The sequence below is a fragment of the Deltaproteobacteria bacterium genome (genome assembly GCA_016235345.1).
Taxonomy (GTDB): domain Bacteria; phylum Desulfobacterota; class Desulfobacteria; order Desulfobacterales; family Desulfatibacillaceae; genus JACRLG01.
The window spans coordinates 34,809-47,973 of record JACRLG010000002.1 but is presented as its reverse complement, the minus strand read 5'-3'; the positions used below and the strand labels follow the sequence as shown (position 1 = coordinate 47,973).

At 57.0% G+C, this 13,165-nt stretch carries 12 protein-coding genes; 11 read left to right on the top strand and 1 reads right to left on the bottom strand.

Going from position 1 to position 13,165, the window contains the following annotated elements; genetic code table 11:
- The first annotated feature begins 72 nt into the window (after positions 1 to 72).
- From HZB23_00970 to HZB23_00930, 9 genes are all read left to right on the top strand, one after another.
- A complete protein-coding gene (locus tag HZB23_00970) occupies positions 73 to 843 on the top strand; it encodes a thiazole biosynthesis protein (protein ID MBI5843221.1) in 771 nt (256 codons plus the stop codon).
- Entirely contained in the window at positions 836 to 1,465 is a 630-nt protein-coding gene (gene thiE / locus HZB23_00965) for a thiamine phosphate synthase (GenBank protein MBI5843220.1), read from the top strand. The genes HZB23_00970 and thiE overlap by 8 nt, the downstream gene beginning before the upstream one ends.
- A 347-nt stretch (positions 1,466 to 1,812) precedes the next feature.
- A complete protein-coding gene (locus HZB23_00960; GenBank protein ID MBI5843219.1) occupies positions 1,813 to 3,063 on the top strand; it encodes a hypothetical protein in 1,251 nt (416 codons plus the stop codon).
- A gap of 244 nt (positions 3,064 to 3,307) precedes the next feature.
- On the top strand, positions 3,308 to 3,862 hold the full coding sequence (locus tag HZB23_00955) for a hypothetical protein (GenBank protein MBI5843218.1): 555 nt from the start codon (positions 3,308 to 3,310) through the stop codon (positions 3,860 to 3,862).
- A gap of 252 nt (positions 3,863 to 4,114) precedes the next feature.
- Positions 4,115 to 6,688 (top strand): response regulator, encoded by a 2,574-nt coding sequence (locus HZB23_00950; protein MBI5843217.1) that lies wholly within the window; start codon positions 4,115 to 4,117, stop codon positions 6,686 to 6,688.
- A gap of 50 nt (positions 6,689 to 6,738) precedes the next feature.
- The gene (locus tag HZB23_00945; GenBank protein ID MBI5843216.1) at positions 6,739 to 7,950 is read left to right on the top strand and encodes a response regulator; all 1,212 of its coding nucleotides are present in this window, start codon (positions 6,739 to 6,741) and stop codon (positions 7,948 to 7,950) included.
- Between the two features lie 68 nt (positions 7,951 to 8,018).
- Entirely contained in the window at positions 8,019 to 9,749 is a 1,731-nt protein-coding gene (locus HZB23_00940) for a two-component sensor histidine kinase (protein ID MBI5843215.1), read from the top strand.
- A 17-nt stretch (positions 9,750 to 9,766) separates the two neighbouring features.
- Positions 9,767 to 10,138 (top strand): response regulator, encoded by a 372-nt coding sequence (locus tag HZB23_00935; protein ID MBI5843214.1) that lies wholly within the window; start codon positions 9,767 to 9,769, stop codon positions 10,136 to 10,138.
- A 71-nt stretch (positions 10,139 to 10,209) separates the two neighbouring features.
- Positions 10,210 to 10,872, top strand: coding sequence for a sensor histidine kinase (locus HZB23_00930; protein MBI5843213.1), 663 nt, complete (start codon positions 10,210 to 10,212; stop codon positions 10,870 to 10,872).
- On the opposite strand, the gene HZB23_00925 is transcribed toward HZB23_00930, so the two are convergent.
- Positions 10,849 to 11,538: a TetR/AcrR family transcriptional regulator gene (locus HZB23_00925; protein MBI5843212.1), complete on the bottom strand. Its 690-nt coding sequence runs from the start codon at positions 11,536 to 11,538 to the stop codon at positions 10,849 to 10,851. The two genes, HZB23_00930 and HZB23_00925, sit on opposite strands and share 24 nt — an antisense overlap.
- Positions 11,539 to 11,748: 210 nt before the next feature.
- On the opposite strand from HZB23_00925, the gene HZB23_00920 reads away from it, so the two are divergent.
- The gene (locus tag HZB23_00920; protein MBI5843211.1) at positions 11,749 to 12,327 is read left to right on the top strand and encodes a chalcone isomerase family protein; all 579 of its coding nucleotides are present in this window, start codon (positions 11,749 to 11,751) and stop codon (positions 12,325 to 12,327) included.
- A 73-nt stretch (positions 12,328 to 12,400) separates the two neighbouring features.
- Entirely contained in the window at positions 12,401 to 12,961 is a 561-nt protein-coding gene (locus HZB23_00915; GenBank protein MBI5843210.1) for an SCP2 sterol-binding domain-containing protein, read from the top strand.
- The last annotated feature ends 204 nt before the right edge of the window (positions 12,962 to 13,165 follow it).

Below are 13,165 nucleotides of genomic sequence, written 5' to 3'. Positions count from 1 at the left end.
TCCTTGCATTTCATCGTTTTTAGCCAGGCCTTACAGCCAGTTTTATGACAGGCCGTTAGGAAAGGAAAACCGATGGAAGAAAAAATCACCCTGGCAATCGTCAACTCCTACTTCAAAAAATTGAAGGCCAACCTTGAAATCGACGTGGCCATAGTGGGGGCAGGGCCAAGCGGCCTCGTGGCCGCCCGCGACCTTGCAAAGGCCGGAAAAAAAGTGGCAATTTTCGAGCGCAGGCTCGCGCCGGGCGGCGGAGTCTGGGGCGGCGGAATGCTCTTCAATGAAATAGTGGTGCAGGACGAGGCGCTTCCCATACTGGACGATTTCGGCATCTCCTACGCCCCAGCCGGAGACGGCTACCATACGGCGGATTCCGTGGAGGTGGCCTCAGGGCTCATCTTCGGCGCGAAAAAGGCGGGGGTCACCTTTTTCAACTCGGTTTCCGTGGAAGACATCGCGGTGCGGGAGAACAGGGTCTGCGGGCTTGTTGTGAACTGGACATCGGTTCTGCGCGAGGGCCTGCACGTCGACCCCCTGGTCATCATGACCCGCGCCGTTGTGGACGGAACCGGGCATCCTGCTGAAATCTGCAACGTCGCGTCAAAAAAGGCCGGAATCCGCCTTGACACCGAAACCGGCGGAATAATGGGCGAAAAGCCCATGTGGATGGAGCTTGGCGAGGCTTCCACCGTGGAGAACACCAAGCGCCTCTACCCTGGCCTGTACGCAAGCGGCATGGCCGCCAACAACGTCTCCGGCGGATTCCGTATGGGCCCCATTTTCGGCGGGATGTTCCTTTCGGGCCGCAAGGTGGCAAAGATGATCCTGGAGGATTTGAATGCCTGACGCATTCGGTCTCTACCTCATTCTCACCGACCCTGTGGCGGGTTACGGGGCCTGCGCCCGCGCGGCGGTGTTGCAAGGTGTGCGGTATCTTCAGCTTCGCATCAAAAAGCGCCCGGAAGCAGAGGTGCTGAAGACCGCCCTTGCTCTCCGGAAAATAACCGCAGGCACGGGAACCGTTTTCATCGTGAACGACCACTTGAGGGTGGCGATGGAGTCCGACGCCGACGGGGTGCACCTGGGCCAGGAGGATATGGATATTGCAGAGGCCCGGTCCATCTGGAAAACCCCCGGAAAAATCTTCGGGCTTTCCACCCACAACGAGGACCAGGAGAAGGCTGCGCGACTCCTTGCGCCCGACTATATAGGCGTCGGCCCGGTCTTTTCAACCCCCACCAAGGAAAACCCGGACCCGGTGGTTGGGCTTGAAAGGATGGGCGAAATCATCCGCTCATCCCCCCTCACGGCGGTGGCCATAGGCGGAATCGACGAAAAAAACCTGCCGGATGTCATTTCGCATGGCGCGCGAAACTTCGCCGTGGTTCGTGCGGTGAACAAGTCCCCAAACCCGGAAGCCGCCATTGCGCTTCTTATGGGCATCTGGAGAAGGCATCAGGCCTCTTAGGAGAGCCCTAGGAAATATCCCGCTTTTTGCAGAAGGCCCCGTAAGGCTTAAAAACTTGCGGGGCCTTTCTGTTTTATTGCAATTACAAATAGTTATTCTTTAATAAAAATAATTTTCACTTTGTTCAGCAGTTATCCGCTAATACCAAATTAATTCTTGTGAGCCTACAATTAATATTATAAAAATAAGAAAATTATTGGGCTAAAGGCCCTGTTTGCATATCGGTGCCTTCCTCATCACAGTCTCGGGCACTGATCAGTCACGGACGCTTTTGGTTAAACAGACGGAAATCAACCCATTAGCCGCATTGGTATTGGCTCAACATTTCAATTCAAAAGGAGATATTGATGAAACAGAGAATCGTTTTGACCCTGGCCGTTTTTTGCGCTCTGTGCGTAACGGCGGCCGGCCTGCTGGCCATTCCGGGACCGGTCCCCGACCCCAAGTACACCATCCTTCATAACTTGCAGGACCAGCCTCTGGAAGGATCCGGTTCAACATGCCAGCAAATGGCCACGGATGGCTCGAAGCTATATGGCATGACGACAACCGGCGGAGCGAACAACCGGGGAAGCATCTTTTCCACGAATATCGACGGAACCGGCTACGCCCAGCTTTTCAGCTTCAGCGGGCCTGACGGCGCGGACCCGCAGGGAGCGCCGGTACTTTCCGGCACCAAGCTTTACGGCGTAACCACCTTCGGAGGGACAACAAACGGTGGTGTAATTTGGTCAATGAACACCGATGGGACCGGATTTTCCCTGGTTTACGACTTCGGCCTTGATCCGGCAGACCCGGCATTTCCGGTGGGAACCCCCATTCTTGACAACGGCAGGATTTACTGCATGGCACAACAAAATCCGCAGTGGCCGGTGAGTTATAAAGGTGCGATCTTTTCCGTCAAGACCGACGGAACCGGTTTTCAGCTTCTGCACGGCTTCACGGGCGGTGTTGACGACGGCCAATACCCCATGGGTTCCCTGACCCTTTCCGGAACCAAGTTTTACGGCATGGCCTCCGAGGGGGGCGACTCCAACAGGGGCGTCGTTTTCTCGATGAACAAGGACGGCTCCGCTTACACCGTTATTCACGAGTTTGCAGGGGGCGTGAACGACGGAAACAATCCGTACTCCTCGGTTCTGGTTTCTGGCAGCAAGCTCTACGGCATGACCCCCACCGGCGGAGACTCCGACCTCGGCGTCGTTTTTTCCATGAACACGGATGGAACCGGCTTCACCCTTATGCACGAATTCGCCGGAGGAGTTAACGACGGATCAAGCCCATACGGCGGACTCGCGCTTAGGAACGGGAAGCTCTACGGCACGACTCAATTCGGCGGGGATGCCGACAGCGGCGTTCTTTTCTCCATCGCCACCGACGGGACCGGATTTGCGCTTGTTCACGAATTCGTTTCAGTGGCAGGCTCCGACGGTTTCTGGCCGAATGCCGAAACGCCCATCCTGTCCGGCTCCTACCTTTACGGCATTACCCAAGCGGGCGGCAACGCGGGAGCCGGAGTGATATGGCGCTACGAAGTGGGCGCGGTCATTCCGCCCGCCCCGGTGGTTCCCAAGTGCTTCATCAATACCCTGATGTAGTTTGACGCAGCCCGGACCATAAATCCAGGCCCCGTTCATGAGGAAGCGCCCGAAGATTAAATACCAGGGGCGCTTCCTCTTTTTTTTGCGGCCATCCTGGCTGCGACAGCGGTTTCGTGGTTTGAAACCGATAATTACCTAATCCGCCGCAAGCACTGGCCGACATCCGGAATTCCTTGCCATAGGCCAGGCCGCAGGATTAAAATAAGGCATTCCCAATACTTGATACCCAAGGGAGGCGGACATGAACAACCTGTTCGATTCACCCGGAAAAGAAAACACCGACGCGGCCATCCGGCTCGCCCATGAACGCGCAGTTGAACTGGGCCTGAAAGAAGTGGTGGTGGCCACCACCACGGGGGCCACGGCCAACAGGGTGCTGGACGTTTTCGACGGTTTTTCGGTGATCGCCGTAACCTACCACTGCGGATTCAGGAAACCCTTCGAGACCCTGATGCCGCCCGACGCCCGCGCCGTTCTGGAAACCCGTGGGGCGAAGGTGGTGCAGGCCACCCATGCCCTGTCGGGCGTGGAGCGCTCATTCGCCAAGAAGTTTTCAGGGGTGTATCCCGTGCTGGTGATGGCCGAGGTTCTGCGGCTTTTCGGCCAGGGCGTCAAGGTGGCGGTGGAGGTGGCCATAATGGCCGCAGACGCCGGGGTGCTTACAGGAAATGATGTCGTATCCATAGGCGGCTCCGCAAGGGGCGCGGACGCGGCCCTGATTCTGAAACCCGCCAACCAGTCTGACGTCTTTGACATCAAGATAAGAGAGGTCATCTGCAAGCCAAGAAATTTTTGACATACAAGGTTGCAATGATTTACGCACTGTCATGGCCGGGCAAGCAAAGCAATTTTTTTCGCCCCTGAGACGTGACTCATTTTGTTCCAAATTTTTTCCCAATTACCCTTTTTTCCTTGACAGGGTTTTTCCCCGCCTTCTATTATCTCCAGGAATTTTCCCAATAGTTTCAATTTGTTTCATCGCCGGTTAAGCGGGGAAATTCATCCATGTAACTGCCCATAACCCCTACATCTTCCGGACCCGATATCAATGCTCACTCGTATCTTTCCATTTCTCGCCTGGTTCGCATCCTACTCCAAGGCCAAGTTCCAGGCCGACGCCATAGCCGGAATCACCGTGGCCCTGGTTTTGATCCCGCAGTCGATGGCCTACGCACAGCTTGCCGGGCTTCCGCCCTATTACGGGCTTTACGCCGCGCTCCTGCCGCCCATGCTGGCCTCGCTCTTCGGCTCATCCATGCAGCTTGCCACCGGCCCGGTGGCGGTGGTGAGCCTGATGACCTCGGCCAGCCTCGCCCCTCTGGCCACCGCCGGAAGCCCGGATTTCATCGCCTACGCAATCGTTCTCGCAGTGGTGGTGGGCCTGTTCCAGTTCCTTTTGGGGGTGCTGAGGCTGGGGCTGGTGGTGAATTTCCTCTCCCACCCGGTGGTGAACGGCTTCACCAACGCTGCGGCCATCATCATAGCAACAAGCCAGCTTGCGTCCTTTTTCGGGGTTTACGTGGATAACGCCCCGCATCACTACGAGACCATAATAAGGGTGGTGGAGGCCGCAGCAGTCTATATACACTGGCCGAGCCTCATAATGGGGATAATTGCCTTCGGCCTTATGTGGAGCCTTCGGAAGATCAACCCGCGCATACCCAACGTGCTGGTGGCTGTTGTCCTGGCGGTTACGGCGGCCTCATTCATGGGCTTCAAACATGACAAAAAGGCCGCCTTCGCCGAGCTTCCCGCCGAAACCCAGGCCCTTGTAGCCGCCTTCAACGCCCAGGTGAACTCCATAGAGGAAATCGGAAAACTCAACACGGCGCTCTCCCTGAAGGTGGACGAGGCTGCAAAAAAGCACGGCAAACATTCCATGGCGCACATTGAACTGGTCAACAACGTCGAGGTGCTGGCCCTGCGCTCGGCCCAGGCCAAGGAGTTTGCCGCCAAGTACCGGGAGGAGATGCGCTCCATGCTCTTCCTTCTTGTGAAGCGCCCGGACGGAACCACGGCCTTCGAGTTCAAGGACAAGGCGACGGGCGAGCCGGTGGAGTCCAACGTTTACCGCTTAAAGGTGGGCAATAAGCTGTTGAAGGACAAGGCCCTCGACTCGTCCGGCAAGCCCGACGGCGGAGTCACCATGATCGGCGGAGGAGCGGTTGTGGGAGAGATTCCGGCTGAACTGCCCTCCTTCAGGCTGCCCCATGCCTCTGTTTCCACCATGATGAAGCTTTTGCCCTTTGCCGCGATAATCGCCATACTGGGTTTCATGGAAGCGATCTCCATAGCCAAGGCAATGGCCACCAAGACCGGGCAGCGCCTGGACCCCAACCAGGAGCTTATCGGCCAGGGCATCGCCAACATGGTGGGGGCCGTTTCCCAGAGCTACCCGGTTTCGGGCTCCTTTTCCCGAAGCGCCGTAAACCTGTCGGCAGGGGCCGTCACCGGCATGTCGTCGGTGGTCACAAGCCTGATAGTTTTAATCACCCTGCTGTTTTTCACCAGGTTCCTGTATAATCTGCCCCAGTCGGTGCTGGCCGCCGTCATCATGATGGCGGTTATCGGCCTCGTCAACGTTTCGGGTTTCGTTCACGCCTGGAAGGCCCAGTGGTACGACGGCGCGATTTCAATCATCACCTTCCTGGCCACCCTGGCCTTCGCCCCGCACCTGGACAAGGGCATCTTCGTGGGCGTGGCGCTTTCCCTGGGCGTCTTCCTTTACAAAAGCATGAGGCCCACCGTGGCCACGCTCGCCATGCACCCGGACCGCTCTTTGCGGGACTCCAAGTGCTTCGGACTCAAGGACTGCGAGCACATAGCGGTGATCCGTTTCGACGGGCCGCTCTTTTTCGCCAACGCAAGTTTCCTGGAAGACCAGGTAACCGCCCGGATGCGCTCCATGCCAAGGCTGAAACACATCTTAATAGTCGCCAACGGCATAAACGACATGGACGCATCGGGCGAGGAGGCCCTGTCCCTCCTGGTTCTCAGGGTGAGAAGCGCCGGGGTGAAAATCTGCTTTTCCGGGGTGAAGGAAAACGTCCTTGCCGTCATGCGCCGCACCCACCTTTACGAGACCATAGGCGAGGACAGCATTTATCCCCTCCAGGCAATGGCCATAGAGGCCATCTGGGGCGACGCGCACAAGGATTCCGACGAAACCGACTGCCCCTTAACCACGGTGTGCCTCCTGGCCTCTGCGGCGGGCGGGGGCCTCAAGGCCGAGGACTGGAAAAAGCTCTCCAGAATCCTTCTTGTGGATGACGAGGCCGATTTTGTGGAGAACCTGTCCCAAAGGCTCGCCATGCGCGACTATGGGACACATGTAGCCACAAGCGGCAGATCGGCCCTTTCCAGGGTCGCCATGGAAACCCCGGAGGTGATGATTCTGGATCTTCGGATGCCGGAAGTTGACGGATTCGCAGTCTTGCAGGAAGTAAAGACAAGGCATCCCGAAGTTGAGGTCATAGTTCTGACCGGCCAGGGCTCGGCCCAGGATGAAAAACGGGTCATGGAAATGGGAGCCTTCGCCTATCTCGAAAAGCCCGTTGACATCGAGAAACTGACCTCCGTGATGGAAGCGGCCACGGCCAAGACCAAGAGCGGGAAGAAATAGACTGATAACGAGCCGGGAAACCCTACGCCCGCGAGACAAGGACTTTCCAAATGGCAATAATTTCCGTTTTCGCACCCTCCCACTGCAAGGTATCGGAATTGGCCGGAATCATCGCCAATGGCCTTGGCTGCGACCTTGCGGGCGATACCGAAGTGGCGGCGCTGGCGGCCAGGCGCTTCAACGTACCGCCTGAAAAAATTCTCAAAACCCTGTCCGGCAAGGTTTCGGCCTTCAACCGGTTCACCAGGGAAAGGGAGATCAATATAAGCCGCGCCGCCGTCGCCGTGTCCGAACTCGTTCAAAAGGACCGGCTGGTGGTTACGGGAAACGCGGCCCTGCTTTTTCCACGGGCCGTTCCCCACGTGCTTTCGGTATGCATTTCCGCTTCCCACGACTTCAGGCTGGCCCAGGCCAAAAACGAGGGCCTTGACGAAGCCACGGCCCAGAAGGAAATCAAGCGCGACGACGAAAGGCTCTTAAGCCTCGCCGGTCACCTGGGCCTCAGCGACCCTTTCGCCGCCAGCCTCTACGACATCACCCTTTCAATGGACAGGCATTCGCCCAAAGAAGCGGCGGACATGATCATAGCCAACGCCCGCAAGGACGTGGTGCTGGCAACCAGCCAGTCGATGGCCAAGGCCGCCGATTTCGCGCTTTCGGCGCACGTTGCGGCGGCTCTTGCAGCCGAAGGCCACGACGTTGCGGTCACGGCGGAGAACGGGGCCGTCACCGTAACCATAAACCAGCATGTGCTGATGCTTTCCAGGCTGGAAGAGGAAATAAAAACCACTGTTACCGGGCTTTCGGGCGTCAAATCGGTTACGGTGAAGGTGGGGCCGGAATTCCACAAGCCAGACATCTATCGCAAGGCTGATTTTTCCCTGCCAAGCCGGGTGCTTCTGGTGGACGACGAGCGCCAGTTCGTGGAAACCCTTTCGGACAGGCTTTCCATGCGGGACGTGGGAAGCGCCGTGGTGTATAATGGAGAAGACGCCATCAGCTTCGTCTGCGACGACGAGCCGGAGGTGATGCTACTGGACTTAAACCTTCCGGGCATGAACGGCATAGAGGTTCTGCGGCGGGTGAAGCAGGACCATCCCAGGGTGGAGGTGATAATCCTGACCGGTCATGGTTCGGCCAGGGACGAGGCAGTGTGCCGGGAGCTGGGGGCCTTCGCCTACCTGGAAAAACCGGTCAATATCGATGTGCTTGCCGAAACCATGCGCCTTGCCAACGAGAAGGCGCGTGAAAAGAGGGGCTGAACAGGCCCCGGGAAAAACGAACGCCGCATTTGCCGGTGTCTTTCCCACCTGGCTTGCGAAAGACCGTCATGGGCATAATGAACCGTCTTGTTCCCGATTTCTGGAAAAGGCCCGAAAAGGAGTCCGACGGCCCTCGCCCGATACGCAACTACCGCCGCATGTGGCTGATCACGGTGGTGATGACGGTGGGAGTCTCCATCGTGCCCCTGGCCATCATGGCCATAATCAATCTCTACGAGTACCACCGCGCCCTGGCCTCCGAAATGGTGGCTCCCCTGGAAAGGCTGACCGGAAATTCCGCCCGCAGCGTCTCCTTTTTCATCTCCGAAAGAAAAAGCGCCCTAAGGTTCGTGGTTTCCGAGCATAGCGCCGAAGAAATGGCCTCCCGCCCGATGCTTGGGAACATACTGGTCAATCTTAAAAGGGCCTTCGGAGGCTTCATCGATATCGGGCTCATCGATTCCGACGGCAGCCAGCACGTTTACGTAGGGCCGTACAACCTTACCGGAAAAAATTACAAGAACCAGGAATGGTTCAAGGAAACCGTCATTCGCGGCGAATATGTAAGCGAGGTCTTCAAGGGATACCGCAATTATCCGCATTTCATCATAGCGGTGCGCCATGAGAAGCCAAACGGCGACTTTTTCATTTTGCGGGCCACCATCGATACCGACGTGTTCAACGAGCTGGCCCGCTCGGCCACGGAAAAGGACAGTTCCGACGCATTCATAGTGAGCCTTGCGGGCAGGCTCCAGACGCCGTCAAGGCTTTACGGCCCAATATTGGGAACGTACCCGCTGGCTCTCCCGCCGCCCTCGGAAAAGCCCGAAACGGTAAGGACAAAGGATGGAACGGGCAGGCGTCTCACCATCGGCTATCACGCGGTGGTGGATTCGCCCTTTGTCTTCGTGCTGGCAAAAACCACGCCCGACTTTTTTTCGGGATGGGTGTCTCTTCGCAAGAAACTGGTGATTTTCTTCATCCTGTCCGTTCTGGGAATACTTTGCGTGGTACTCGCGGTTTTCACCAAGATGGTGGCCCGCATTTACGAGGCGGACAAGCGCCGGGAGGTGCTTCTCCACAAGGCCGAATACACCAACAAGCTGGCAAGCCTTGGCCGCCTCGCAGCCGGGGTCGCCCACGAGATCAACAACCCCCTGGCCATAATCGGCGAAAAAACCGGACTTTTAAAGGACATGATGATGGTGTCCCCGGACTTTCCCCACCGGGCCAAGGTGACCGAAATTGCCGATTCGGTGATGGCATCGGTGGAGCGCTGTTCGGTGATAACCCACAGGCTTCTGGGTTTTGCCCGGCACATCGACGTAAAAACCGAAACCCTCTACCTGGAGCCTCTGGTGAAAGAGGTTTTGGGCTTTCTGGACAAGGAGTCCCAGTACCGGAACATCAAGACAAATCTCGTGGCCGAGGAGGACCTTCCGGCCATCGAGAGCGACCGGGGCCAGCTCCAGCAGGTCTTTCTCAACATAATCAACAACGCCTTCGCCGCCGTGGAGGAAGGTGGGAACATCGGCATATCCATTTCGCGCACCGGCGAAAACCTCGTGGCCATAAAAATCAGCGACGACGGTTGCGGCATAAGCCGAGAAAACATAAAGCGCATCTTCGAGCCCTTCTTTTCAACCAAGGGCCGCAAGGGAACCGGGCTTGGGCTTTCCATAACCTACGGCATAGTAAAAAAGCTGGGGGGCAACATAGAGGTGGAAAGCCAGGTCGGCCTTGGCACCACGTTCACGATAACTCTTCCGATAAAAACGAATCCAGTGAGCAAAACATGATGACCGAAGGCCAAGCCATGAGGGTTTTACTTGTTGACGACGAAGGCGAGCTGGTCTCGGCCCTGGCGGAACGCCTTTTTTTCCGGGGCATCCAGGCGGACTGGACCACCGACGGAAAAAAGGCCGTCGAGATGGCCGCCGCAGTCGCCTACGACGTAATCGTCCTGGACATGAAAATGCCCGGCGTCTCCGGCCTTTCGGTGATGCAGAAAATAAAGGAGACATCCCCCGGCCCCGGTTTCGTCTTTCTCACCGGGCACGGTTCGGAGGAGGACCGGGACGCGGGCCGGGCCGCCGGAGCCTCGTTTTACCTCATGAAGCCCGTAAAAATAGACGTGCTTGTGGAAAAAATGAAGATGGCGGCCATCGAGGCGGGGAAGAACGTTTGAAAACCCCATGACTGGTCGATGTTTCAGGCCTTCGCTCCATTCACCCAATCCAAAAAAAATCGGCGGCCCAAATGAACCGAAACCCGGAAGGCAGCGACCCGGCCCGCGAAGGGCTGGTATATTTCAGCCGCATGGCGGCCTCCATCTCCCACGAGATGAAAAACGTTCTGGCCGTGATTTCAGAGATCGCGGGCCTTTTCGGGGACCTGGGGCTGGCGGCCCAGAAAGGCAGGGTTCTCGACCCGGCCCAACTTACGAGGCTCTCCTCCAAAATGGCAGAGCAGATTCAGCGGGCCGACGTCATCGCCAAGAGGCTCAACAGGTTCGCCCACAGCGCGGATGAGCCCCTGAAGGAAGTGAACCTCTGGGAGGAGCTCGACTTCTTCTGCGCGCTTTCCTTCAGGTTCGTGGAAAGGCGGGGCTTCCGGCTCGGCCTATCGCCGGTTCAGGAGCCCATCGCCTGCGCCACCGACCCCTTCGGGCTTCTGCTGGTGCTTTTTCTAAGCCTTGAAAGCGTGATGGAAACCGCGAGGAAGGATGTGGCCCTGAATCTTTCGGTCCGCAGGGAGGGGGGCGGCGTGATAATCGGCCTGGACGGCGATTTCCAGGCCCCGGCGCTTTTTTCGGATCAGAAAAAGGAGAGCCTTTCGTTCTGGCTGCCTGTTATAAAGGCCCAAATGAGCTCGCCCGGAACCCGGTGCCCGCTGGAATTAAGCTTTACCCTTTTCGCCTGATGCGGCCGGTTCGCCCGGCGCGACCTGGGCGGGTCCGAAGGGGGAGGCCGGAAGAAACTCATCGGGCACGAAAATTCCCGGCGCGATTATTTCCGCTATCTGACGGGTGGCATTTTCAACATCGACTATGGCGGCGTTTTTCCTGGTGCGCCCGAAGTAATAATATGCAGCCCGTAAAAGCGCCCCTGAAAACAGGTTGGCGGCAAGCTCCAGATCAAGCCCCGGCTTCACGTGGCCGTTTCGCTGGCCAAGCTCGAAATCCTTTATGGTGACGTTCAAAATCCTCGTCTCGAACCGGCGCACCACCCCCTCCAGGTGCCCCGGAAGGCCCAGGCCCATGCGAAGCAGTATGTTGCAAAGGTCCCGGTCGTCCGCAAAAAATTTCAGATTCTTCCTGATCCGATACTCCAGGTACTGCCGGGCGGTTATATTCACAAGGTCCAGATCGCCGTCGATCTCCTCCATCACCTTTTCCCACTTGGCGTAGTAGTCCTCCAAAAGGGTGATGAAAATGTCGTCCTTGTTCTTGAAATACTGGTAAACCGTACCCCTGGCTATACCGGCTTCTTCGATGATGTCCGAAATCTGGGTGGCGAAATAGCCGTTTTTGGAAAACAGGCGCTTGGCGCACTCCAGGATGACGGCCTTTCTGTCTTCGGGTTTCATTGTGTTTTGATCTTTCCCTCGGTTTCGTGTATCAGAAGAACCGCCGTAAGCATTAATCCCTAACCGGATTTCGTGCAAGGGCGGAATTTTTTTGTTGACAAGGGCCGGCGCCGAAAATATATAAACTGACATGTCAGTCTAGATAATGTCATATCAATTTTCGGCTGTCAAGCATCAAGCAACCATAATTAGATAGAAGGGTGATTCACAATGACGCGTCAAAAATTTATGGCCTTGCTCGCAGTTTTTCTCGTTTTTTCCTTTCTGGCCAAAAGCGCGCCCGCAAGGGTGTTCGGCCCGGTGACACTTCCCGACTCTCTGTCGGCGGGCTCTAAACAGCTTGTTTTGAACGGCGCGGGCTTTCGGAAGAAGTTCGGCTTCAAGATTTACGTGTGCGCCCTTTACCTCCAGAAACGGGATTCCGACTGGAACCGCATCGTTTCGAGCGACGAGGTGATGGGCGTAAGAATGCACTTTGTCTACAAGAAGGTTGACGGCAAGGACATGGCGGAAATGCTCGGCAAGGGCTTCGAGAGTTCCACCAAGGGCAACACCGCCCCTATAAAGGACAACATAGCGCACCTGTTGAGCCTTCTGCCAAAGACCCTGAACAGAAACGACATAGTGGACTTGATCTATCATCCCGGTCGCGGAATCGTCTGCACCATAAACGGCAGGTACGCGGGCGAATCTCCGGGCCTTACATTCAAGCGCGCGGTTTTCGGCATCTGGCTTGGCGACAGGCCGGTGAACGAAGACCTTAAAAAGGGGATGCTGGGAACCGACTGACAGGTTCCACGGGGGCGGCGTCCAAAAAACCACCTTTCAATCATGCACCAAAACTCAACAAGGAGGCTTTTCGATGAACGTTCCCACCGACATATCCATCCATGCGCTTCTCACCGATTTCGCCCCCAAGATGGCCAAGGAAGTCATCGCAGCGTCGGGCCGCGCAGCCGAACTGGTCGGCACCCGCTTCACCCTGGTTCTGGACATTTCCGGCAAGATCGTTTCTTACGACGTGAAAGACGGCGCGGACTTCAACGTGTCCGAGGCCGCCATAGACAACCCCATGGTCCTCATCAAGGTGAGCGAGGACGACCTTAACCGCATGATCGCAACCCAGAACCTGGACATGCTCCTTGGCATCCAGAACGACCTTTCCAAGCAGAAGTACGAGGTGCTGAACCGCCTGAAAGGCAGCATGATCGCCGTTCTTACCAATGACGACGGCTCCATCTTCACCATCAACGCCACCTTCAACGGCGGCGAAGCCCCGAAATGCACCTTCAGGATGAAGACCACCGACTCGGCGGCCCTTATCCGCAAGGAACAGAACCCGGTAAACCTGTTCATGTCCGGGCTCATGAAGATCGAAGGCGACATGGCCTTTGCCATGAGCACCCAGCCTTTGTTTACCTAACAGGCGAACTGAAAGCGCGATCTGCTGTGTCAGGCATCGTCGGGCGGCGCGTCGCGTACTTTTAGTACGCGTCCTTCCCGCCCTCCTCGCCAACCTTAGCAGCTCATCGCTTTCAGCTCGCCTGTCCGAGACTCGATCAGGGCGGGAGTGGGAAAAGCAAAAGATGAGACTGGGTGGACGTCGTCCCGCACGCCTTGCAGTTCA